Source organism: Mesorhizobium loti R88b (genome assembly GCF_013170845.1).
GTDB classification, from domain to species: Bacteria; Pseudomonadota; Alphaproteobacteria; order Rhizobiales; family Rhizobiaceae; genus Mesorhizobium; species Mesorhizobium loti_B.
In genome coordinates this window covers 5,680,635-5,703,444 of sequence record NZ_CP033367.1, presented here as the reverse complement: position 1 = coordinate 5,703,444, position 22,810 = coordinate 5,680,635, and the positions used below count along the sequence as shown (strand labels likewise).

Sequence of the window (22,810 nt, the reverse complement as noted above, 5' to 3'; positions counted from 1 at the left end):
GGCCAGTTCAGGCCGCGCTTTCGAGCGATCCGAACTGCGTCATCGTCGCTGCGATTTCTTCCTTGATCCAGGCCTTGAAATCCCGGACCTTGCGGCTTTCCGCCTTGGCCGACGAGGTCACCAGCCAGTAGCCGAGGCCGCTCTGGGCGCGGATTCCGAATGGCGCCACCAGCCGCCCATCGGCCAGCGCGTCCGCCGTCAGCAATTGCCAGCCCAGCATCACGCCATGGCCGGCAATGGCCGATTCCAGGCACAGCATCGGATCGGTGAAGCGCGCGCCTTTCTGGAAGGTGACCGGTGGAACACCGGCGGCAGTGAACCAGCTCTCCCAATTGATCATCGCCCGCTCGTCGGTGATGGCGCAGGTCTGGGCAAGATCCTCGACCGACGTCAATTTCTTGGCAATCACCGGCGCGCAGACGGGAAAAACTTCCTGCGCCAAAAGCAATTCCGCTCGCCCCTCCGGCCATTTGCCGTCACCAAGCCGGATGGCAATGTCGATGTCGGAGCGATCGAGATTGGTAAGCCGCACCGTCGCGTCGATGCGCAGCAGCACGTTGGGATGACGGTCGAAGTGGCGCGACAGTCTGGGCAGCAGCCATTTCGAGGCGAAGGCCGGCGCCACCGAAACCACCAACGTGCATTGCGTTGCCTCGTCGGCCAAGGCTACGGCCAGGGCAAGCTCGCGAAACCCCGTCCCGAGACGGGCCGCGAAGACGGCGCCGAATTCGGTCAGCACCAGACCGGTCGCCGTGCGCTCGAACAGCGCCTGGCCAAGCTGCTTTTCGGTGCGGCTGATCTGCTGGCTGACGGCACTGACGGAAACGTTGAGCTCGCCGGCCGCCGCCGCGAGCGAGCCGAGGCGGGCGACGGTTTCGACGGCACGAAGGCCGTTGAGATGGACGCGGTTGAGCATGGCCATTTGAGATTTTCTAAACCGTTCCGGCCGAAATCTCAATTGAAAGGCGCACTGAAACAGCAGACTTTATCAACGGGAGAAGCCCCCGGGAGCCGGAAATGCTGAACATGCTGTCGTCGCTGAAGGTCCTCTTCGCCGTGAACACGCCGCATCAGCCGCGCTCCGAGAACGATACGCTGAGATGGCTCACCGATCCGCTGTCGCATCCTGTGCTGAACACCATGTCGGAGCGCGAATTGGGTGACGTGCCGTTCAGGCTGACGGCGCGGCGAACCGTGCATGAGACCAACCCCTTGCACGCCGGTTTCGGTGGGCGCTGCTGAGCGGTCACCGCACCCTCCGCCCAGGGAAAACTCAGGCATAGCGAGAAATGCGGTGGGCCGACTGGCCCAACGAAAGATGGATTGTTTCAGCAATCCCCGCATTTATTGTGCGCTGCAATGACATCCACCGCTTCAACAGCGCTGCGTTTCACCGTCGCCGGCATGATTGCGATGGCCGTCGCGATGGGCATCGGCCGCTTCGTCTACACGCCGATCCTGCCCGGCATGATGGAAGAACTGCATCTGTCGCCGGCCAATGCCGGGTGGATCGCGTCGGCCAATTATCTCGGCTACCTCGTCGGCGCGTTTGTGGCTGCGGGCGGTTGGGCACATGGTCGCGAGCGTCTGCTGATGCTGGCAGCTCTTGGCGCCAGCACGGTACTTGCCGCCTTGATGGGACTGACCGACACCATGGTCGCCTTTCTCGTCATTCGTTTTCTGGCCGGCCTGGCCAGCGCCTTCGTCATGGTGTTCATGGCCAGCATCGTTTTCAGCCATATCAATGCCGCCGGTCGCGGCGACCTGCAGGCCTGGCATTTTGGCGGCGTTGGCCTCGGCATCGCGATCTCCGCGGCGATGATGGCGGTGCTGGTCACCGAGCATGCCGGCTGGGCGGCGGGCTGGTTGTGGTCGGCGGCAATTTCGGCCTGCGGCTTCGTGGTCGTGGCGCTGTTGGCCAATGAAGGCCCGCTCGCCACTGGCGAAGCCGTCCGTGAGCCGGCGCTGCCGAAAGACCGGTCGCTGATGAAGATCATCGTCGCCTATGGCCTGTTCGGCTTTGGCTATGTGGTGACGGCGACGTTCCTGGTCGCCATCGTGCGACAAGGCGGTGGCAGCCGCGTCTTCGAGGCCATGGTGTGGCTAATCGCCGGCCTTGCCGCCTTCCCCTCGACATGGGCGTGGCAGAAAATCGCTGCACGGGTCGGGCTCCATGCCACCTATGCGTTGGCGTGCCTGGTCGAAGTCGTCGGCGTCACCGCCAGCGTGGCTCTCGGCGGATATATGGGGCCTCTGCTTGGCGGCCTGCTGCTCGGCGGCACCTTCATGGCCATCACGGCACTTGGCCTGCAAGCAGCGCGGCAGCAGGCGCCAAAGGCGCCGCGGCGCATCTTTGCGCTGATGACGGCGTCATTCGGCCTCGGCCAGATCATCGGCCCCATCGTCGCCGGCCTTCTGGCGCAGGCATCAGGCAACTTCTTCCTCGCCTCGATCACTGCTGCGGCCATGCTGGTGGTCTCCGGCATCGTCACATGGTCGGCCGCGCCAAAATCGCCATGATTTGTGGTCTTGCTCTGCACCGGGCATTGGGCAGGCATTTTCTTTCCCCCTAATGTGTGACTTTATGCCCGCCGACGTCAGCTGATTTGCCCACCGAGCAAGGAATTCGCCACAGTGTTCGTATCGTTTTTTCCAAAGCCGAAGCTGTTTTTTAGCTCGGCGGTCGTCTGGAGCCTGCTCGCTGTCTTGCTCTGGTTCTACGCAGGAGAACATTTTGGTGGTGTTTTCGGCATGCCTCCAGCTGCCCCCGATGCGCCGCCGATCATCGGGGTCTCATCATTCTGGTCACTACCGTTTCTATGGTTCTACATATATTTCACGGTCGTAGTGACGCTCTTCTACCTCTTTTGGGCCTGGTATTCGCCCCACCCATGGCAGGTCTGGGCCATTCTCGGCTCAGCGCTGATCCTCTTCATCACCTACTTCCAGGTTCAGGTGAGCGTTGCCATTAACGACTGGTATGGGCCATTTTGGGATCTGATCCAGAATACTATTTCAGGCAAGATAAAGATCACCGCTGCCGACATCTACTGGCAGATCGCTACATTCATGGGCATTGCCGGTGTAGCCGTGGTGGTCAGTGCGCTCACTGTATTTCTGGTGAGTCACTATGTCTTCCGTTGGCGCACGGCGATGAATCAGTTTTACATGGAAAACTGGCAGAAGCTGAGGCATATCGAGGGCGCGTCACAGCGTGTTCAGGAAGACACGATGCGTTTCTCCACGATCATGGAGCAACTCGGCGGCAATTTGATTGACTCGGTGATGACCCTCATCGCCTTCACTCCGCTCCTCATAGCCCTGTCGGTTCACATCACGGAATTGCCGATCGTAGGTGTGATACCGCATCCGCTGCTATTGTCGGCTATTTTTTGGGCCTTGTTTGGCACCGTTCTTTTGGCTGTGGTCGGCGTTAAATTGCCCGGGCTTCAGTTCCGGAACCAGCGCGTTGAAGCAGCCTATCGAAAAGAATTGGTCCTTGGTGAAGATGATCCGAATCGAGCGCAGCCACCTGTGGTAAGAGAATTGTTTGAAAATGTAAGAAAAAACTATTTCAGGCTGTATTTTCATTACGTATATTTCAACGTATTTCGCTATCTTTATTTGCAAACGAACAACATATTCTCCTTGATATTGATGGCGCCGTCCATTGCGGCTGGTGCGATCACTTTGGGTCTGCTGAATCAAATCAGCAATGCGTTCTCCCAAGTGACGTCGTCGTTCCAGTATCTTGTAAACTCGTGGCCAACTGTGGTTGAGCTGATCTCGATCTACAAGCGTCTACGCGCTTTCGAAGCCACTCTGGATGGCGAGCCGCTGCCGGATATCGATCAACGCTATCTCGACCGCCAGGCACAAACGCCCGATCCAGCTTGACGAGGGTGTGAAAAGTGGGCGGCTTAGCCGCCCACGGCCGCCTGTCCTTCGCTGCCATCCTGCCGTGAAACATAATCGCGAAAACTGATGCACTCGACATCTGATTTGACGCAGACCTCGCCGGCAAAGCGCTCCAGCGCGTTCCAGTAGGCGCCGTCATTCATCAGCGTGAAGTGGAAGCCGAGTTCCAGTGGAATGCGCTTGCCCTGATATTGTTTGTCGAAGGCGGCGCGGAAGGCGTCATAGGTCCGGTCGGTGAACTCGCTCGCGTTGCTTGGCCGCTCGAAGCCGCCGGAATGCCTGACATAGAGATTGTAATCCATGGCGATCACCGGCCTCGATTTCGGTCCCTCCGGAATCTGCGGCAGCGAAAAATGCATGATGCCGTTGCTGGTCGTCGGATGGGCAGGGCCTTGCGAGACGCCGCTGGCGTCGAACTGGTAGCCGGCGGCAGGCAATGCTTCGTAAAGCGCCTTGCTGGTCGACAGATAGGGCGCGCGGAAACCGACAACCGCATGCCGCGCGAATTCCCGCCAGCCCTGAGGCTCGGGCGTGATGTTGTTGATCGCGTAGGCATTCTCGAGAATGTGTTCGAACGAACCGAACTCGGTCAGCCAGTCCGCCTTGCTCCAGTCCTTGCCGTCGAAATGGCCGCAGGCGTGGCTGGCGATGTCGTGACCTTCATGCGCTGCAAGGCCGATCTGTTCGAGCCGCTCAGTCACTTCCTGCTTCGAGGCGGCAAAGCCGATGTTGGATTTGCCAGCTGTTTTGCCCGGCGCGGTATATTCCTTGCGTGTCTCCGGCGACAGCAGGAAGACGCAGGACAAAAAATAGGTGAAATGCGCGCCGGTGCGCCGGGCCAGCGCCCGGCTGCGCTTCCACTGCGAAATGTCGCGCGCGCTGTCGAACGAGATGATGACGACCTGCTTCGGCTTTTCCGGCATTGGCGCCTTGGGCGGATCGGCGAAAGCCGAGCCGGCGGTGGCCAGCGCGGCAAGCGAAAACACGACAACGCGGGACGAACGATACATCGGTAAGCTGATCCGGGCTTCAAACGGTCACGAAGCCGGCTATCCCCGAAATGTGGCGTGGGTGCGATTGGCCTTTTTAGCGGTCTGCCCTGGGCAAACGTCCGTTTGCCCCTCGGGAATAGGCGATTTTCCGGTCGAACCCCTTCCATGCCGACAAAATTTCGCTAAAACGCGGGCTCATGAACAGCCCCGGCCCGGGGCAAAAGTGGTTTTGATTGATGTCCGACGACAGTTTTATCCGTGAAGTCAATGACGAGATCCGTCGCGAGCAGGCACAGAAGCTGTGGGATCGTTTTGGCCCCGCCTTGATCGTCATTGCGGTGCTGGTGGTGCTCGGCACCGCCGCTTTCGTCGGCTACCGCTATTGGGACGAGACGCGCGCCAACCGCTCCGGCGATGCCTTCTCGCAGGCCCTGAAGCTTGCCAATGACGGCAAGAACGATGACGCGCTGGCCGCGCTCGATCAGCTGGAGAAGGATGGCTACGGCGCCTATCCCCTGCTCGCCCGCATGCGTGCCGCCACAGTCAAGGCGAGCAAGGGTGACACCGCCGCCGCCGTCAAGGATTTCGACGATGTCGCCGCAGACACCGCCATTCCCCAGGGCATTCGCGACATGGCACGGCTGCGCGCTGCCCTTCTGCTCGTCGACCACGGCTCCTTCGCCGACGTGTCCAGCCGCGTCGAGGCACTGACATCGGACACCAACACGCTGCGCCACACGGCGCGCGAGGCGCTCGGCCTTGCCGCCTGGAAGGAAGGCAAGACCCAGGACGCGCTGAAACTGTTCGACCAGATCGCCGCCGATGACGGCGCCCCACGCAACACCCGGGAGCGGGCAACCCTGATGTCCGAACTGATCCGCGGGTCAGGCAGTGCATCGTGACGTTCAAAGTCGCCATCATAGGCAGACCCAACGTCGGCAAATCGACCCTTTTCAATCGGCTGGTGGGAAGGAAGCTGGCGCTTGTCGACGACACGCCGGGCGTCACGCGCGACCGTCGCGTTCATGCCGCCAAGCTCTACGACCTGCATTTCGATGTCATCGACACAGCCGGCTTCGAGGATGCCGGCGCCTCGACCTTGCCCGGCCGCATGCGCGCGCAGACCGAGATCGCCATCCACGAAGCCGACCTGATCTTCTTCACCATCGACGCCAAGTCCGGCCTGCTGCCCGACGACAGGACCTTCGCCGAGATCGTGCGCAAATCCGGCAAGCCCGTCGTGCTGGTCGCCAACAAGGCCGAAGCCAAGGGCGCGCAGGGTGGCATGCTGGAAGCGTGGGAACTCGGGTTGGGCGAGCCGATCCCGGTTTCGGCCGAGCATGGCCAGGGCATGCCCGATCTGCGCGATGCGGTGATCGGCGCGCTCGGCGAGGCGCGCGCCTTCGGTGAGGAAGAAGAAGGCGAAGACGACGAGATCGCCGCCACCGAGGTGTTGATCGGCGAGGACATTACCGACCCCGACGCCGAGGACGTGCATAGCTACGACGACACCAAGCCGATGCGCATCGCCGTTGTCGGCCGCCCGAACGCCGGCAAGTCGACGCTGATCAACGCGCTGATTGGCGAGGAGCGGCTGCTGACCGGCCCGGAAGCCGGCATCACCCGCGATTCGATCTCGGTCGACTGGGACTGGCATGGCCGCCGGCTGAAGCTATTCGACACGGCCGGCATGCGTCGCAAGGCCAGGATTCACGAGAAGCTGGAAGTGATGTCGGTGCAGGATGGCTTGCGCGCCATCCGTTTCGCCGAGATCGTCGTCATCGTGCTCGACGCCACCATCCCGTTCGAGAAGCAGGATCTGCAGATCGCCGACCTGATCATCCGCGAGGGCAGGGCGCCGGTAATCGCCTTCAACAAATGGGATCTGATCGATCACCCGCAGGAGTTGCTCGCTGAACTGCGTGAGAAGACCGAGCGGCTGCTGCCGCAGGTGCGCGGCATCCAGGCCGTGCCGGTCTCGGCCGAAACCGGGCGCGGCCTCGACAAACTGATGGATGCGGTGCTGAAGACGCACAAGGTGTGGAACAGCCGTGTCTCGACCGGCAAGCTCAACCGCTGGCTTGAAGCCATATTGGCGCATCATCCGCCGCCCGCCGTCGCCGGCCGTCGGCTGAAGGTCAAATATGTCACCCAGGCCAAGACGCGGCCGCCGGGTTTTGTTGTCCAGTGCTCGCGGCCGGATGCGATGCCGCAATCCTATGTCCGCTATCTCTCGAACAGCTTGCGGGAAGCCTTCGACATTCCGGGCGTGCCGATCCGTATCGCGCTGCGCACCTCCGACAACCCGTTCGCCGGCCGGGCCAAGAAGCGCGGTTGAGCGTCGGCGCTGTTTAGATCAGGCCACCGCACGCAAGCCGGCATCCGTCCGCGTATCGTCCGGCAATGCCTGCCGCGCCGCTTCCAGCAGTATGTCGGCCAAGCGGGCCGCCACCGGCTCGGGCGAGGCATCCCTCCGATGCAGGTACAGCGCCATTTTGGGCAGCGCCGGCAGGCCGGCGATCTCAGGTGTCATCGCGTTGACGCTGGCCGGAAGGCCGATGTCGGTGCGGATGGTCAGCCCAAGCCCGGCCGCAACGGCCGCCCAGATGCCGCCAAGGCTCGGGCTGGAGAAAGCCATGCGCCAGGGCAGGCCGGCGCGGTCGAGCGTTTCCGTCGCCACCGTACGCAACAGGCAGGGCGCTTCAAGCGCCACCAGCGGCAGTGGCTCGCCGTTGCGCAGGCTGGTCTCGATGCGCTTGGCCGGGCCGATCCAGCGCATCGGAACATCGGCGATGTGCTCGCTGTAGGGCAGCGTCTGGCCGCAGTGCCAGGCGAGTGCGATGTCGAGGCTGCCTGACATCACCCTTTCGGCGAGGTCGTGGCTGCGTCCAATCCTGGCCTCGATCTTGACCTTGGGGTGGGCGCGGGCAAAGCGGCCGAGCACGTCCGGTAGCACCGCTTCGCCGAAATCCTCCTGCAAGCCTAGCCGCACCCAGCCTTCCAGCTCGACGTCATGGATGGCTGCTGCCGCCTCGTCATTCAGGTCGAGCAGCCGGCGCGCATAACCAAGCATGGTCTCGCCTGCCTCCGTCAAGGCAAGGCCGCGCCCCGACTTGCGAAAGATCGGTGTCGCCGCCTGCTCTTCCAGTTTCTTCAACTGCGCGCTGACCGCCGAGGTGGAGCGGCCAAGCCGGTCGGCGGCCTTGGCAAAGCTGCCCAGCTCCATGCCGGTGATGAAACTGCGGAGAACGTCGAGGTCGAATGTCACGCGTCGCATGAGATAATCCTGATTTTCGGGATTGTATGTCAAAAACTTCCCAATATTCAGGATGAAGCTACGGCGGTAAAGGCAGAGCGTCAAGGCCCGGGGCCGGGCCAGCAAGGGTAAAGAACCATGTCGCTTGTCGCTACGGATTTGCAATGCAGCCAGGAACAGATCAGGCGCTCGCCTGAGGTGTTCACCATCGCGCCCGGCGCCCCCAAGGTCCGCTCCAATCATCGCTGGAAGGTGCTGGGCATCGGGGTTGCCGCCAATGCCAGTTTTTCGGCGACTTTTTCCGGCATCCCGGCGACGGCTGTTTTCATGCGCTCCGGCTATCAGCTCGGCAATGGCCAGCTCGGTCTGGTGCTTGGTCTCCTGGGCCTCGGCGTGGCGCTGAGCGAACTGCCATGGGGCCTGCTGACGGATCGCTGGGGCGACCGCCATGTGCTGCTCACCGGGCTCGGCGCGACCGCGGCATGGCTGCTTCTCATGGCCTTGCTCGTGGTGCCGTCGCCGGCACACAGTCCAGGTGTTGCGCCTCTGGCCGCCGCGTTGCTTGTCACGGGCCTGCTTGGCGGCAGCGTCAACGGCTCCAGCGGCCGTGCCATCATGGCCTGGTTCCATGAAGGTGAGCGCGGCTTTGCCATGAGCATCAGGCAGACGGCGGTGCCGCTCGGCGGCGGGCTCGGCGCCCTCGTCTTGCCGTCACTCGCGTCGGCCCATGGTTTTGCAGCGGTTTACGGCTTGCTGGCCGCATTCTCCGCCATCACGGCGCTTTTCGCGTGGCGCTGGCTGCATCAGCCGCCAATCGGCGACAACGAGACTGCCACTGGCGATACCGTGTTGTCAGCCGGTCCCACACCCCTGCGCAACCCAAACGTCTGGCGCATAGCCATGGGCATTGGCCTGCTCTGCGTTCCGCAGGTGGCGGTACTCACCTTCGCCTCTGTCTTTCTGCATGATTTCGGTGGCATGGGAACGGCAGTGATCAGCGCCAGCCTGGCCGCCGTGCAGGTCGGCGCCATGGTCATGCGCGTCTGGAGCGGCCGCTTCACCGACCGTCATGGCAACCGCCGCGCCTTCCTGCGCCTTTTCAGCAAGTTGAGTGCGGCCGCTTTCGCCACCCTCACGCTGCTTGTGTTTGTCATGGCCGCCGCCCCCGGCTGGCAGCCGGTGCTCGCCATAACCATCGTTGCGGTCCTGATCATTGCCGGTATCTGTGGTTCGGCATGGCACGGCGTCGCCTACACCGAGCTTGCCACACTTGCCGGCGCAAGCAATGCCGGGGTGGCGCTGGGCCTCGGCAACAGTTTTGTCTTTATCGCCTTCTTCCTGGTGCCGATCGCCATTCCGGGACTGCTGGCTGTCGGGTCATGGACCGGCGTCTGGCTGGCGGCTTCCGTCTGCGCGCTGATCGCCTGGCCGGTCTTCCTGAGGCCGGCTTGAATGCGCCCGCCGCAAAACCGCCCGACTTCGAAACCACGACCCTTGAGCCGGCTGAGAAAACCCGATCGATCCCGTTAACGTCCCATCAAGGTTAATGCATCATTTTGCTCTCCAGTGGGGTCAGTAGCGTTCCTGGAGAGTGTTCCGTGCATCGACGTGTTTTGAAGCGGCTTGTTGCCGCCGCCGGTGAGAAGAAACGCAGCCTTGTGTCTCCGTTCATCATCGGCCTCGGCATCTGGATCGGCTTCCCGACCGTCGCCGCCTACCAGGATATGACCAGCCTCGTTTCCGGCCTTGAATCGCCGACCGCGCGCTGGAATTCCTATGTCGAGAGATCCGTCGCCGGTTCAGTGCACGCCGCCGAGATGCCGTTCGTCGATTCCGACGTTACCGGTTCGATCTCCGGATCAGGCATTCACCTGGCCGGCGTCGGCAACGTGTCGTTTCGCGGCAAGGGCGGCAAGGTCAGCGGCTCGCCCGACGAGGACCGCGTCATGCGCGCCGACAAGAAGGGCCGCATCGTCCAGATGTCTCCCGTCGCCCCGCCGAAGAACTTCAACGCCGGTTCGATCTTCCAGCGGACTTCCTCCTTGATGCGGCCGAGTATGGACGGCGACCTGAAGATGGCTTTCGCCAAGCCGCAGATCAAAGGCAAGGAAATCCAGATCGCCGCCGCGTTCCATGCGCGCGAGGACAAGAAGCCGGATCCCGGCGTGCCGGCCATGCTTGCCGCCCTGGTCAACAATGACCATCCCGATATTCTGGCGACGGCCTATGCGCAATCCGAGCCGGACTATGCCAAGGCCTCGCCTTTCGAAGTTCTGCTTCAGGACGAAGAGCCCAACAGCGGCCGCTTCATTCCGCCGATGGCCAAGGGTGACCATTGGTGGATCCAGAATCCGCTGCCCGAAAGTGTCTTCTCCAAGAAGGAGCAGGCATGCCTGGCCAACGGCATCTACTTCGAGGCGAGAAGCGAATCCGTGCGTGGCCAAGCTGCCGTTGCCCAGGTCATCCTCAACCGCGTCCGCAATCCGGCCTATCCGAATTCGATCTGCGGCGTCGTCTACCAGAATGACAGCTGGTTCAACCGCTGCCAGTTCTCCTTCGCTTGCGACGGCAGGAAGAAGCGCATCGACAGCCCGGTCGCCTACAAGACCGCGCAGGACATTGCCATGGCGGTTACCGCCGGCAAGATCTTCATCCCGGAGGTCGGCTCGTCGACCCACTACTACGCCCAATATGTCCACCCCGGCTGGGCGCGCACCATGCAGAAGATGACCAAGATCGGCCTGCATATCTTCTATCGCACCTATGGCGGTGGCTGGAGTTGAGGGCTCGTCAGTCGCCGGCCTTTTTGGCCCAGCGCAAGCTTGATCACCAAGCCATTGCGCGGAGGATTCGGTCGCCGTGCCCATGTCCTCATCGCGGGCACGATGTCGCACCTCTCTAATTAATTGATTTTATTATATAAAATACATGGCGATGAACTTCCGCCCGTGGCTTGACGGGCGCAGACCCTCTAACTATGTTGCCGGCGACTTTAGAAGCGGACGGACGGTGACGGTCTGACCGGGCAGGGGGGTTGCGATGGCCGACAAGAATGGGCCAGACGGAACCGGAGAAACCGGCCGCGGCAAGCAGCATGAAACCGGCATCCGCGACGACGACCTTGAGCGCCGCCGGCGTCAACTTGAAGCATCGCTTGCGACAAGGCGTCCGGACGACAAAATGGAAGAGTCGGCCAACACGGGCAACGTTGCCATGGCCTTCCGGTTTGCCAGTGAATTCGTCGCTGGAGTTCTGGTTGGCGGGTTGATCGGCTGGGGAATAGACTGGTTATTGGGGTCGTCACCGATCTTTTTGATCGTGTTCTTGCTCGGTGGTTTTGGCGCGGCCTTGACAAATATGGTTCGTGTCGCCAAGGCAGCACAGACCAAAGTGCCATTGGGCAAGGATTTGCCTACCGGTGGCATTGATGATGAGGACTCTTGAGGGGTCCTCGAACGGATTTAATTCTGCTCCGTCCATACGGGGCCAATTTTGGGGTAGAGAAACGTGGCTGGCACCGCAGATCGGGTCGATCCAATCCACCAGTTTCATATCGTCGATCTGTTCCAGATCGGCCAGATCGGCGGGATGAAGTTCGCCTTTACCAATTCGGCGCTGTTCATGTTGATTGCGGTGGCTCTGTCTTTCCTGCTCCTCTACGCAGGCTCAGCCCCCCGCGCACTGGTTCCGGGCAGGTTCCAGTCGGTCGCCGAGGAGTTCTACTCCTTTGTGCATAATCTCGTGCGACAGGTTCTGGGTGAAGAAGGCAAGGCCTTCTTTCCCTTCATCTTCTGCCTGTTCGCCTTCGTGCTCTTCACCAATTTTCTCGGCCTAATCCCCTATTTCTTTACCGTCACTAGCCAGCTGGTCATCACTGGCACGCTTGCCCTTTTCATCATTCTGATGGTGCTTGTGGTTGGCCTGGCAAAGCACGGTCTGAAGTTCTTTGGGCTTTTTGTGCCGCACGGCGTGCCGATTTTCCTTCTGCCGTTCATCTCGCTCATCGAAATCATCTCTTTCCTCGCCCGCCCGGTCAGCCTCTCGCTTCGACTGTTCGGCAACATGCTTGCCGGACACATCGTGCTCAAGGTTTTCGCCGGCTTCATTGTCAGCCTAGCGGGCCTGGGATTTGGTGGTTGGATCGGCGCCATCGGACCACTTTTCATGACGGTGGCAATCACCGCTCTCGAATTCCTCGTGGCTGCCCTGCAGGCCTTCGTGTTCGCGGTGCTGGCCTGTGTCTACCTCAAGGACGCACTTCATCCACATCACTAAGCTGGCGGCACAACGCCCCGGTGAACTAGACAACGTTACCCATCGCAAGGAGAAACAAGATGGACGCTGAAGCTGCAAAGATGATTGGCGCGGGCATTGCCTGCATTGGTATGGGCGGCGCTGGTATCGGTGTCGGCACGATTTTCGGTAACTTCCTTTCGGGCGCTCTCCGCAACCCGTCTGCCGCACAGGGCCAGTTCACCAACGCGCTGATCGGCGCGGCGCTTGCCGAAGGTCTGGGCATCTTCTCGCTCGTCGTCGCCCTGCTCCTGCTGTTCGTTAAGTGACGGCGTCATAATCACGCCTGTTCGTCGCCGCTTTTCGGGCGGCGACTGGTCCTTGATGATCGCTATCAGGGGGAAAGAGCGCAATGGCGAGCACGACTGAAGCAACTCAACCCGCCGGCGGCGAGGCGACTGCAACAACGGAAGTTGCGCATGGCGAAGGCCATGGCGCTTTTCCGCCGTTCGACAGTTCGACCTTTCCATCGCAGATCCTGTGGCTCGCAATTGCTTTCGGGCTGCTTTACCTGTTGATGTCGCGTATCGCGTTGCCGCGCGTGGCGTCTGTTCTCGACGCGCGCAGCGACCGGCTGACATCCGATATCGGCGAAGCCAATCGTCTCAAGGGCGAGAGCGATGCAGTCGCGGCCGCTTACGAGCAGGCCTTGGCCGAGGCGCGCAACAATGCCTCCGGGATTGCCCAGAAGGCACGCGACGCTGCAAAGGCCGAGGCGGATGCGAAGCGGGCGGAGGCGGAAGCTTCCGGCGCGGCCAAGCTGGCGGATGCCGAGGCAGCCATCGTTGCGGCCAAGGCAAAGGCGATGTCCGGGGTTGGAGCGATTGCTGCCGATACGGCCGACGCGATCGTCAAGTCTTTCGCCGTCGCAACCGCTACGAAATCCGAGATCGAGCAGGCCGTAAAGGCCGCGCTGGCAAAGTGAGTGGACGATGAACGCTACCAGTTTAGCAACGCTGTGGGTCTTCATTGCGCTTCTCTTGTTCGTCGGCATCCTCATCTGGGCCGGCGTACCGAAAAAGCTGGCGGGAACCCTGGATGGTCGCGCCGACCGGATACGCAAGGAGCTTGATGAAGCACGCCGGTTGCGTGAAGAGGCCCAGCAACTGCTCGGCCTCTATCAGAAGAAGCGGAACGAAGCCGAGCAAGAGGCTGCCGGCATCGTCGCTGCGGCCAAGCGCGAGGCCGAGCTTTTTGCCGCCGACGCGCACCAGAAAACCGAAGACTATGTCGCCCGGCGCACCGCGTTGGCCGAACAGAAGATCGGTCAGGCCGAGCGTGATGCGATTGCCGAAGTGCGTGCCAGCGCCGCTGACATCGCCGTCGAGGCCGCCCGCGCATTGCTGGCCGCCAAGATCGATGCCAAGGCCGGAGCCGACCTGTTCAAGGCTTCGCTCGCGGACGTGAAGGCCAAGCTGAACTAGGCTAAGCCCTCTGGAAATTGAAAAAGCCGCCCGGGCAACCTGGCGGCTTTTTTTGTTGGGCGTTGACTTCAACGCTGCCGATCTCCCCCCTCGTGGGGGGAGATCGGCTGTCGCCGCTGCTTTAGCCAATCTCCGAGGATAACGCCGTCGCTTCAATCCAGCCCGGCCAAGCCCTCTTCCTCAATCACCTCCGCCCCGCCCAGCCGGAACGGCGCGAATGAAACCCGGTGCAGCCGCGCGACTGGGCCATGCGCCTCGATCGCCGTGCGATGCCGGACCGTCGCATAGCCCATATGGACCTCGAAGCCGTAGCGGCCGTGATGGTTGCCGCAGCCGCACATCATGCGGTCGCGCATCACCTTGGCAACGATCGAAGCGGCGGCGATCGACTGTGAGCGCTGGTCGCCCTTGATCAGCGCGCGGCCGTCGCATGGCAGCCCTGGTGGTACATCGCGTCCGTCGGCGAGCGCGAGCTTGGGCCGAACCGACAGTCCGACCACCGCACGGCGCATCGCCTCAAGGCTCGCCTTGAGGATGTTGCTGCCGTCGATACCCTCGGCGCTGATCGAAGCCATGGAAACCGCCTGCGCCGAGCCAAGAATGCGCAGGAACAGCGCTTCGCGCTGCAAATGGCTGAGCCGTTTGGAATCGTCGAGGCCTTCGGGAATGTTGGCGGGATCGAGCACCACGGCGGCTGCGACCACCGGCCCGGCCAGAGGACCGCGGCCGGCCTCGTCCATGCCGGCCACAGGCCACAAACCCTCGGCCATCGCCTTCGTCTCGAAGGAGAAATCGGGTTTCTCGACGATTTCGAAGAGAAGCGGAGAATCGGAACGCGCACGAGCCATGTTGCGGCGAGGTTCGCATCGGCTCCGATTCTCCGCAAGTCCCTCCGGGTCGGGTGGGGCGCCGGACCGGGAGGGCACCGTCTGCAGGCCGGGGCAGGCCGGACGGGATTTCTTGCCATGGCAGGTCAAACCGCCACGGCGAATTGCATTTTCAGAGCAGCATCAGCTGTTCCTGGTCTTTTCCAGCGGCGACGAACTGGTCGGTACGCAGCGTGCGCCGCTCGGCATTGAGGCCGAGCCGCTTGGCGGTGATCTCGAAGCGCCGGCCGATCTGCCAGGCGTAAGGACCGGCGCCCTTCATGCGCTTGCCCCATTCCGAATCGTAGTCCTTGCCGTCGCGCATCGAACGGATCAGCGACATCACGTGACGGTAGCGATCGGGATAGTGGCGCAGCAGCCAGTCCTTGAAGATCGGGCTGACCTCCAGCGGCAGGCGCAGAACGACATAGCCCGCTTCGCGCGCGCCGGCGGCGCGTGCCGAATCGAGGATTCGTTCCATCTCCTGGTCGGTGAGGCCTGGGATGATCGGCGCCACCATGACCGAAGCCGGAATGCCGGCATCCGAAAGCTGCCGGATCGCCTCCAGCCGCTTGGTTGGCGTCGACGCGCGTGGTTCCATGGTGCGCGCCAGCATGCGGTCCATTGTCGTCACCGACAGCGCCACCTTGGCCAGCCCCCGTTCGGCCATGCGCGACAGGATGTCGATGTCGCGCGTCACCAGCGCGGATTTGGTGACGATGCCGACCGGATGGCCACGCGCTTCCAGCACTTCGAGGATCTCGCGCATGATCCGGTACTGCTTCTCGATCGGCTGGTAGGGATCGGTGTTGGTGCCGATGGCGATGGTGCGCGGCTGGTAGCCGTCCTTCGACAGTTCCTTGTCAAGCAGCCGCGCCGCATCCGGTTTGGCGAACAGCTTGGATTCAAAATCCAGGCCCGGCGACAGGCCCATGAACGAATGCGTCGGCCGGGCAAAGCAATAGACGCAGCCATGCTCGCAACCGCGATAGGGGTTGATCGACCGGTCGAAGGAGATGTCTGGCGATTCATTGCGGGTGATGATGGTGCGCGGCTTTTCCACCTGCACCTCGGTCTTGAACGGCGGCAGTTCCTCCAGAGAATTCCAGCCGTCATCGAAGACATGTCGGCTGACCGGCTCGAACCGCCCCGACGGATTGATGCCCGCCGACCGGCCGCGATTGCGATCCGGACGGACACGCACGCCACTCTGCTCAATCATCGCATTGGCCATATCGGCGCGTCCTGCTCCGAAAGCTGCAATGTCTGCGCGCACGATCTGTTCCATCTTTGCCCGCTCCCAGGGACTTTCCATGTTCTGTCGAATCGCTCTGTTCATGAAATTATTCCTATTTTACCGATGAGAACAAAGCAAGAACTTTTTATGTTGCGCTGCAAAAACTGGCGCTGCGCGCGGCTTTCCGCTATTCGGCTAAACATGCTCAGTGTTCTCATCGAAACACGCAACGACGAAGAGGGTCTCGCCCGCACGCTCGGCTCGCTGATTGGTGGCGCGGTCGAGGGCGTGGTGCGCGAGGTCGTCATCTGTGACACCGGCTCCACCGACCAGACGCACCGTGTCGCCGAGCATGCCGGCTGCCACTATGTGGCGAGCGGCGGCATCGCCGCCGGCATCAGGCAGGCCAAGGGTGACTGGCTGTTGCTGCTGGAGCCGGGCGCGCGGCTTGTGGAAGGCTGGATCGAAGCGGTGGCCTCTCACACGGCCAGGCAAACCATGGCGGCGCGATTCTCTCGCGCACGCGGCAGCCGCACGTCATTCCTGGCGAGGGTCTTTTCGGGAAACCGCGCGCTCGCCGATGGCCTGGTGATCAGCAAGCGCCAGGCTGCGTCCCTGTCGAAAAGTGCCGGCAGCGCCGAGGCTTTGGCGCGCGGCCTGGCGACGAAGAAGCTCGATGCCGAGATCTGGGTGGCGCCACCGAAGCAGCAGCGCCGCGCTCCGAAATGATTTTTTGCAGCTGCTCTATCCATTGTGCATTGCACAAAATCTGACGTGAGGTTAGCCTTCACTCGAAGCGGGTGAATTGGGTTGGGTCATGCGAGTGCGAGCACCGATGCGGCATCGGGTGTCACGCTCATGGACGAGGACCAAATGAACCTTTCATTCCCCGACAAATCCGGCACGGCCAGCCTCGAGGCCATTGCGCGCAATGGCAGCCTGCTGCGGCGCATCGCCGTGCGCATTCCGACCTATCTGACGGACCTGCGCGAAAACCCGGCCTGGCTGCCGATGTTTATGCTGGCGCGCACCATGCCGGGGCGCCGGATGCACTGGCTGGGTGCAAAGCGCGCCAGACCTGCCGACAATGCGGGCGATACGATGTTCGCCGGTGTCGAGAGGGCAACGGTGGTCGATGCGCTGCGCGCCGACGGCCTGTTTTCAGGCCTGGTCCTGCCGACGGAAATTCATCGCGAGATCGCGGATTTCGCGGGGCGTACGCCTTGCTTCGGCAATTTCGACCGCCGTTTGGAATTCATGCCGGGTGAACATGCGCAAGCCGAGAAACGCTTGGGCCGCTCGCTGCTCAGCGGCCACTATTTCGAGCGCATCCTCGACTGCCCGGCGGCACTCGCCATACAGCGCGATCCGCTGCTTCTCGACATTGCCGCGCACTATCTCGGCGCCCAGGCGAAACTGATCACCACGCGCGTCTGGTGGAGCTTTCCGACCGGCGAGGCCTCGGACGCCGACAAGAACCTTGCCTCGCTGGGCAAATATCATTTCGACCTCGACGACTGGCGCATGCTGAAATTCTTCTTCTACCTCAAGCCCGTCGACACCGGCACCGGTCCGCATGTCTATGTCAGGGGTAGCCATAACAGGCGCGTCATAAAGCATCAGCTGACCCTGTTGGTCGGCCATTCCGCCCAGGAGGTGCTGGACGTCTATGGCGAGCAGAGCCCGGTGACGCTGACCGGCGAAGCCGGCCTCGGCTTCGTCGAGGACCCGTTCGGCTTCCACATGGGCACCGTGCCGGCGCGCACGCCGCGGCTGATGATGGAAGTCGGCTTCGGCGTTTCGCGCCCCTCGCGCCGCCGCTTTCACGGCGAACCGGTCCTCCGTTGAGGGCTATTTGCCCCGCCGCAGATGCTCGTCCAGGCGCGGCATGATCTCGACGAAGTTGCACGGCATGTGGCGGTAATCGAGCTGCGCCTTGAGGATGCCGTCCCAGGCGTCCTTGCAGGCGCCGGGCGAACCCGGCAGCACGAAGACGAAGGTGGCGTTGACGACGCCACCGGTCGCCCGGCTCTGGATCGTCGAGGTGCCGATCTTGTCGTAGGAGATGCGGTGGAACACTTCCGAAAAGCCGTCCATGCGCTTTTCGAAGATCGGCTCCAGCGCCTCCGGCGTCACGTCGCGGCCGGTAAAGCCGGTGCCGCCGGTGGTGATGACGACGTCGATGTTTTTGTCCCGCGACCACGCTAGCACCGTGTCGCGGATTTTGTCGCGGTCGTCGGTGACGATATCGCGGGCGGCCAGGATGTGGCCGGCTTCGGTGATGCGGTCGGCCAGCGTCTGGCCGGATTTGTCGTCGGCGAGGCTGCGTGTGTCCGATACCGTCAGCACCGCGATGCGCACGGGGACGAAGGACCGGCTTTCGTCTATCTTGGCCATCTCACTCGGCCTCTGATGTCATGCTGCGCGTCGCCGCGACGAACCAGTCGGGCTGGCGGTTGCGAATCTCGGCGGCCGCGCGCTTGGCGACATTGCCGGTCTCGAACAGGCCGAAGCATGTCGCGCCCGATCCCGACATGCGTGAGAACCCCGATCCAGCCTTATCAAGCCACGAAAGCGCCCTGCCTATGGCGGGCTGCATCGCAAGGGCCGCCGGCTCGAGATCGTTGCGGGTGATCTCCAGCCAGTTGCGCAGGCTGTGAAAATCGATGCTGCGCGGCAGCGGCGGCAAGGGTTCATTGTCGCGACGGGAAAGTGCCGCGAAGACATCGGCCGTCGGGACCGGTGTGCCCGGGTTGACCAGCACCAGTCCCAGTGCCGAAAAGTCAGGGACCATCGACAGTTCGTCACCAATGCCGCGCGCCACCAGCGGCTTCGCCGCCAGGCACATCGGCACATCGGCGCCAAGCGAGAGGCCGACCCGCGCCAGCTCGGCTCCATCGATTTCCAGATCCCATGTTTCTACCAGCCCGCGCAGCACGGCCGCCGCGTCGCTCGACCCGCCGCCGACTCCGGAGGCAACCGGCAGGTTCTTTTCGAGCTTTATAGAGACCGGAGGGGTTCTTTCGGCCCCGGCCGCTCGTCGCAGCGCATCGCGCGCCTTTAGCACCAGATTGTTGGCGTCCAGGGGAACCGCCGGCGCGTAGCGCCCCGACACGGTGAAATCGTCGCTGCCGGCTAGCGCGATCTCGACCCGGTCGCCAAAGCGCGTGAACACCGCCAGGCTTTCGATCAGGTGATAGCCGTCAGGACGTCTGCCGGTGACGTGCAGCGCCAGATTGATCTTGGCAGGCGCAGGCCAAGTACGCGAACCGATCTCGGTGTCCACGGCGTCAGTCGTATCGGGGATGATAGTTAGTCCTTGGCCAGCCGGTATTCGCCGGTCTTCGGATCCTTGACCAGCGTTCCCATCGCGCCGTTGGCCGCCTGCTTTTCGGTGCGCCGCACCTTGGCCGTCACGCGTTCGGCTTCGCGCACGAACGTGCGGTAGCCGAAATAGGCGGCGACGCCAACGACGGTGAAGAAAATGATCTGCGGCATGCCAAAACTCCTCCCACGCTGGGCCGGCAAAGGCGGCCGGTCGGGACGATTAAGCACTCATGGTAGACGGTTTCGTCGGCTTTTCAAAGCCCGAAGCGCGACCACAATGCGCGCTCTTCCGCCGCATCGATGACACCGCCTACGGCAGCCGCGGCGATATCGGGCGCCGAAAAATGCGAGCCGAACAGGCCGAAGCGGCTGAGGAAACCGCGCGGCGCCGAGACCAGCCTGAGCTGGGTCTTTGCCCCGAACCGGGTCTTCAGCACGGTGCGCATGTCACCGAGCGCATCGACGAGGCCGAGCTCCAGGCCTCTCTTGCCAGTCCAGAACAGGCCGGTGAACAGGTCCGGATCGTCCTTCAGCTTCGTGCCGCGCCGCTCCTTGACCAGATCGATGAAGGTTTCGTGGACCTCGAGCTGCAACGCCTTCAGCCGCTCGACGTCTTCCTTCTTCTCGGGCTTGAACGGATCGAGCACCGCCTTGTTCTGACCGGCGGTATGTACGCGACGCTCGACGCCGATCTTCTTCATCATTTCCGGGAAACCGAACGAGGCCGAGACCACGCCGATCGAGCCGACGATGGAGGAGGGATCAGCAAAAATCTCGTCGCCGGCGACCGCGATCATGTAACCGCCGGAGGCCGCGACATCCTCGACGAAGACCAGCACCCTCTTGTTTTTTTCAACCGCCAGGTCGCGGATGCGCTTGAAGATCAGCCGCGACTGCACCGGCGAGCCGCCGGGCGAATTGATCGAGACGGCGACCGCCGGCGCGTCGAAGGAAAAGGCCTTTTCGATGAGGCCGGCGGTGGAAGCCAGCGACAGGTTCTGCCGGAACTGGCCGCCCGACATGATGGTGCCATGCAGCCGGATGACCGGAATGGTGACGACGGTGGAGCGCCAGGATTTCGGCAGCAAGCGGTTGAAAAGACGTTTCACGAGGGCGCGGTCTCCGGTCGGTGGGTTGCAGGCATGTAGGGATTTCCCGGCCAACAGCAATGCGGCCGGCCAGAATAGCTCAATCTCCAAACAGTGAGGCGAGACCGTTGGTGATCATTTCGCTGCGCTCATCGGGTCTGTTGCCCGATTGCGCGTGAAGCATCAGCGGCGGTCGGATGGCAAGTTTTCCGCGCGCGCCGAGTGCTGCCCGCACAATAATGCGGATCGCCGCCGCGTCGGGGCGAGGGTGGACGGCGAGCATCTCGGCATCGCCGAACCGGCCTGACATCGCGTCGAGAATGGCGCTTAGCTGTTCGGGCCGTGCGATGACGGCCAGTCCGCCGCGCGGCCTGGTCACGGCCGCCGCGCTGCGGATCCAGCTCTCGAACAGCCCGTCCTCCATGACATGCGCTTCCTTTCGCAGGCGGTCTGGCGTGGCGCGGTCGCGGGCGGCATTGAAAGGCGGATTCATGATGACGAAGTCGAAATCATTGTCGGCGAGGCCGGCCGTAGCGCGCGCCTGGCCGGATAGTGTGACATCGGCGACAAGCACGCACGCGCGATTACTGAGATGGGCATTGCCGGGATGGGCAAGGGTAGCCGCCGCGAAGGCCGCCATTTCCGGTGCGCGTTCGACAAGCACTGCCTGGGCAGCCGAGCAGCGCGACAGCACAGCGAGGCCGGCAGCACCGGCGCCAGCGCCAAAATCGGCGAGGCGCCTACCAAACGAGGATGGCACGGACGCCGCCAGCATCATCGCATCCATGCCGGCGCGATGACCGCCATGCTTGGGCTGCACGAGCCAGAACCGGCCACGATGGAAGGCATCGACCGTGTGGGCCGGCGTATCGGGAATAAGGGCGGCGCTCGTTTCAGCCATTACTTCTGGCGGATTTCGTTCTCGATGCCGGCGTCTTTCAGAATGCGCCGCGCCGCATCGGCGTGGTCGGCGTCGACCATGACGCGCTTCTGCAGAAGACCGATCGACCCTTCCAGAATGCTCATATTCTGATCGGCGACAAAGCAGGCGATGCCAGCGTCGCGCATCAGCGATTCGACAAAGGAGATGATCACGGCATCGTTGGTGCGGACAAGTTCTATCATCGGACGAAACTTTCAGTTTGCGGCGCCGATGTAAACGGGCACGCCGATTTCCATGGCAGAACAGGCTCTGTTTGGGCGCCCGTTGACACGCTGTCACCGCCGCCGCGCCAATTCGCCACTTGCCGTGGCCATATCCGCCGCCCTAGAGTCCAGGCAAGGGACTAAGGGTGCCGTCGCACGCGTTATACCAAGACGGGAGTGATTGTCGTGGGTGTCGTTCTCAACATCGAAAACGGGAAGCGGGAACCCGCCTCCATCAAGGATCTGATCGATCTGACGTCAGCCGACATGGGGCGCGTCAACGAACTCATCCTGTCCAAGGCCGGTTCCGACGTCCAGATGATCCCGGAAGTCGCCAACCACCTTATCTCGTCCGGCGGCAAGCGGCTGCGGCCGATGCTGACGCTCGCCGCCGCGCAGATGTTCGGCTATGCCGGCGAAGGCCACGTCAAGCTCGCCACCTCGGTCGAGTTCATGCACACGGCGACGCTTCTTCACGATGACGTGGTCGACGAGAGCGGCATGCGCCGCGGCAAGAAAACCGCCCGCATGATCTGGGGCAACCAGGCCAGCGTCCTGGTCGGCGACTTCCTGCTCGGCCAGGCCTTCCGCATGATGGTCGATGTCGGCTCGCTCGAAGCGCTCGACATCCTGTCGAGCGCCGCCTCGATCATCGCCGAAGGCGAGGTCATGCAGCTTGCCGCCGCGAAGAACCTCGAAACCACCGAGGACGAGCATTTCGCCGTCATCAAGGCCAAGACGGCGGCGCTGTTTTCAGCTGCCGCCGAAGTTGGCCCTGTCATCGCCCAGGCAACCCGCAATGATCGTGCCGCACTTCGCTCCTACGGCATGAATCTCGGCCTTGCCTTCCAGCTCATCGACGATGCGCTGGACTATGGCGGCACCAGCAAGGATCTGGGCAAGAATGTCGGCGACGATTTCCGCGAGGGCAAGGTGACCTTGCCGGTCATCCTCGCCTACCGGCGCGGCACCAAGGCCGAGCGCACCTTCTGGAAGCGCGCCATCGAGGACAATGTCGTCGACGACGCGGGCCTGGAAAAGGCGATCGGCCTGATGACCCGCCACGGCGCCATTGCCGACACGATCGGGCGCGCCCGCCATTTCGGCGAGATCGCCCGCGACGCGCTGGCGCCGTTGGAAGCGACGCCGCAGAAATCGGCGCTGATCGACGTCATCGATTTCTGCATCAGCCGGGTGAACTGAGAAGGCCGGCCTTTTCGCGGGCTTCCTCTGGATTGCGCCGGAGGCAGCAAACTTGCGAAT

General features: G+C 62.7%; 26 protein-coding genes. 15 read left to right on the top strand and 11 right to left on the bottom strand.

Annotation, left to right across the window (positions count from 1 at the left end):
- Nucleotides 1-7: 7 nt before the first annotated feature.
- Nucleotides 8-922, bottom strand: a complete 915-nt coding sequence (locus EB235_RS28005; protein WP_027034157.1) for a LysR substrate-binding domain-containing protein — start codon at nt 920-922, stop codon at nt 8-10.
- A 95-nt stretch (nt 923-1,017) separates the two neighbouring features.
- Between EB235_RS28005 and EB235_RS28000 the strand changes: the two genes are divergently transcribed.
- The 3 genes from EB235_RS28000 to sbmA all read left to right on the top strand — a co-directional run bounded on the left by EB235_RS28000 (nt 1,018) and on the right by sbmA (nt 3,897).
- Complete coding sequence (locus tag EB235_RS28000; protein ID WP_027034158.1) at nt 1,018-1,242, top strand: hypothetical protein; 225 nt, start codon at nt 1,018-1,020, stop codon at nt 1,240-1,242.
- 117 nt (nt 1,243-1,359) lie between these two features.
- Nucleotides 1,360-2,520: a YbfB/YjiJ family MFS transporter gene (locus EB235_RS27995; protein WP_027034159.1), complete on the top strand. Its 1,161-nt coding sequence runs from the start codon at nt 1,360-1,362 to the stop codon at nt 2,518-2,520.
- A 114-nt stretch (nt 2,521-2,634) separates the two neighbouring features.
- On the top strand, nt 2,635-3,897 hold the full coding sequence (gene sbmA, locus EB235_RS27990) for a peptide antibiotic transporter SbmA (protein WP_027034160.1): 1,263 nt from the start codon (nt 2,635-2,637) through the stop codon (nt 3,895-3,897).
- A 23-nt stretch (nt 3,898-3,920) separates the two neighbouring features.
- On the opposite strand, the gene EB235_RS27985 is transcribed toward sbmA, so the two are convergent.
- Nucleotides 3,921-4,928: a polysaccharide deacetylase family protein gene (locus EB235_RS27985; protein WP_027034161.1), complete on the bottom strand. Its 1,008-nt coding sequence runs from the start codon at nt 4,926-4,928 to the stop codon at nt 3,921-3,923.
- Nucleotides 4,929-5,146: 218 nt separating this feature from the next.
- On the opposite strand from EB235_RS27985, the gene EB235_RS27980 reads away from it, so the two are divergent.
- The gene (locus tag EB235_RS27980) at nt 5,147-5,812 is read left to right on the top strand and encodes a tetratricopeptide repeat protein (RefSeq protein ID WP_027034162.1); all 666 of its coding nucleotides are present in this window, start codon (nt 5,147-5,149) and stop codon (nt 5,810-5,812) included.
- On the top strand, nt 5,809-7,248 hold the full coding sequence (gene der, locus EB235_RS27975; protein WP_027034163.1) for a ribosome biogenesis GTPase Der: 1,440 nt from the start codon (nt 5,809-5,811) through the stop codon (nt 7,246-7,248). Before EB235_RS27980 ends, der begins: the two co-directional genes overlap by 4 nt.
- A gap of 18 nt (nt 7,249-7,266) precedes the next feature.
- Here der and EB235_RS27970 read toward each other — a convergent pair whose 3' ends face one another.
- Nucleotides 7,267-8,187 carry a LysR substrate-binding domain-containing protein gene (locus EB235_RS27970; RefSeq protein ID WP_027034164.1) on the bottom strand — a complete coding sequence of 307 codons (921 nt, stop codon included), beginning with the start codon at nt 8,185-8,187 and terminating at the stop codon, nt 7,267-7,269.
- 117 nt (nt 8,188-8,304) lie between these two features.
- Between EB235_RS27970 and EB235_RS27965 the strand changes: the two genes are divergently transcribed.
- From EB235_RS27965 to EB235_RS27935, 7 genes are all read left to right on the top strand, one after another.
- Nucleotides 8,305-9,618 carry an MFS transporter gene (locus EB235_RS27965; protein ID WP_080680975.1) on the top strand — a complete coding sequence of 438 codons (1,314 nt, stop codon included), beginning with the start codon at nt 8,305-8,307 and terminating at the stop codon, nt 9,616-9,618.
- Between the two features lie 146 nt (nt 9,619-9,764).
- A complete protein-coding gene (locus EB235_RS27960; protein WP_027034166.1) occupies nt 9,765-10,949 on the top strand; it encodes a cell wall hydrolase in 1,185 nt (394 codons plus the stop codon).
- A 256-nt stretch (nt 10,950-11,205) separates the two neighbouring features.
- Complete coding sequence (locus EB235_RS27955) at nt 11,206-11,610, top strand: AtpZ/AtpI family protein (protein ID WP_051429817.1); 405 nt, start codon at nt 11,206-11,208, stop codon at nt 11,608-11,610.
- 63 nt (nt 11,611-11,673) lie between these two features.
- Entirely contained in the window at nt 11,674-12,441 is a 768-nt protein-coding gene (locus EB235_RS27950) for a F0F1 ATP synthase subunit A (RefSeq protein WP_027034167.1), read from the top strand.
- A 59-nt stretch (nt 12,442-12,500) separates the two neighbouring features.
- Nucleotides 12,501-12,728: a F0F1 ATP synthase subunit C gene (locus EB235_RS27945; protein WP_027034168.1), complete on the top strand. Its 228-nt coding sequence runs from the start codon at nt 12,501-12,503 to the stop codon at nt 12,726-12,728.
- A gap of 83 nt (nt 12,729-12,811) precedes the next feature.
- Complete coding sequence (locus tag EB235_RS27940) at nt 12,812-13,384, top strand: F0F1 ATP synthase subunit B (RefSeq protein WP_027034169.1); 573 nt, start codon at nt 12,812-12,814, stop codon at nt 13,382-13,384.
- A 7-nt stretch (nt 13,385-13,391) separates the two neighbouring features.
- On the top strand, nt 13,392-13,883 hold the full coding sequence (locus EB235_RS27935; RefSeq protein WP_027034170.1) for a F0F1 ATP synthase subunit B: 492 nt from the start codon (nt 13,392-13,394) through the stop codon (nt 13,881-13,883).
- A gap of 152 nt (nt 13,884-14,035) precedes the next feature.
- Here the strand turns inward: EB235_RS27935 and EB235_RS27930 are convergent, their stop codons facing one another.
- The gene (locus EB235_RS27930; RefSeq protein WP_027034171.1) at nt 14,036-14,731 is read right to left on the bottom strand and encodes a ribonuclease HII; all 696 of its coding nucleotides are present in this window, start codon (nt 14,729-14,731) and stop codon (nt 14,036-14,038) included.
- Between the two features lie 151 nt (nt 14,732-14,882).
- Complete coding sequence (locus EB235_RS27925) at nt 14,883-16,037, bottom strand: PA0069 family radical SAM protein (protein ID WP_027034172.1); 1,155 nt, start codon at nt 16,035-16,037, stop codon at nt 14,883-14,885.
- 150 nt (nt 16,038-16,187) lie between these two features.
- Between EB235_RS27925 and EB235_RS27920 the strand changes: the two genes are divergently transcribed.
- Together EB235_RS27920 and EB235_RS27915 are read left to right on the top strand one after the other, a co-directional pair.
- The gene (locus EB235_RS27920) at nt 16,188-16,715 is read left to right on the top strand and encodes a glycosyltransferase (RefSeq protein WP_027034173.1); all 528 of its coding nucleotides are present in this window, start codon (nt 16,188-16,190) and stop codon (nt 16,713-16,715) included.
- 144 nt (nt 16,716-16,859) lie between these two features.
- Nucleotides 16,860-17,834, top strand: coding sequence for a hypothetical protein (locus EB235_RS27915; protein WP_027034174.1), 975 nt, complete (start codon nt 16,860-16,862; stop codon nt 17,832-17,834).
- Nucleotides 17,835-17,837: 3 nt separating this feature from the next.
- Here EB235_RS27915 and moaB read toward each other — a convergent pair whose 3' ends face one another.
- The 6 genes from moaB to EB235_RS27885 form a co-directional block, all read right to left on the bottom strand.
- On the bottom strand, nt 17,838-18,383 hold the full coding sequence (moaB, locus tag EB235_RS27910; protein WP_027034175.1) for a molybdenum cofactor biosynthesis protein B: 546 nt from the start codon (nt 18,381-18,383) through the stop codon (nt 17,838-17,840).
- 1 nt (nt 18,384) lies between these two features.
- On the bottom strand, nt 18,385-19,272 hold the full coding sequence (locus EB235_RS27905; protein ID WP_027034176.1) for a 4-(cytidine 5'-diphospho)-2-C-methyl-D-erythritol kinase: 888 nt from the start codon (nt 19,270-19,272) through the stop codon (nt 18,385-18,387).
- A gap of 26 nt (nt 19,273-19,298) precedes the next feature.
- Nucleotides 19,299-19,484: a membrane protein gene (locus EB235_RS27900; RefSeq protein ID WP_013896713.1), complete on the bottom strand. Its 186-nt coding sequence runs from the start codon at nt 19,482-19,484 to the stop codon at nt 19,299-19,301.
- Between the two features lie 83 nt (nt 19,485-19,567).
- Entirely contained in the window at nt 19,568-20,422 is an 855-nt protein-coding gene (locus tag EB235_RS27895; RefSeq protein WP_027034177.1) for a S49 family peptidase, read from the bottom strand.
- A gap of 79 nt (nt 20,423-20,501) precedes the next feature.
- Complete coding sequence (locus tag EB235_RS27890) at nt 20,502-21,302, bottom strand: tRNA1(Val) (adenine(37)-N6)-methyltransferase (RefSeq protein ID WP_032926078.1); 801 nt, start codon at nt 21,300-21,302, stop codon at nt 20,502-20,504.
- A complete protein-coding gene (locus EB235_RS27885) occupies nt 21,302-21,526 on the bottom strand; it encodes a DUF2007 domain-containing protein (RefSeq protein WP_027034179.1) in 225 nt (74 codons plus the stop codon). The genes EB235_RS27890 and EB235_RS27885 overlap by 1 nt, the downstream gene beginning before the upstream one ends.
- A 207-nt stretch (nt 21,527-21,733) precedes the next feature.
- On the opposite strand from EB235_RS27885, the gene EB235_RS27880 reads away from it, so the two are divergent.
- Nucleotides 21,734-22,750, top strand: a complete 1,017-nt coding sequence (locus tag EB235_RS27880; RefSeq protein ID WP_027034180.1) for a polyprenyl synthetase family protein — start codon at nt 21,734-21,736, stop codon at nt 22,748-22,750.
- The last annotated feature ends 60 nt before the right edge of the window (nt 22,751-22,810 follow it).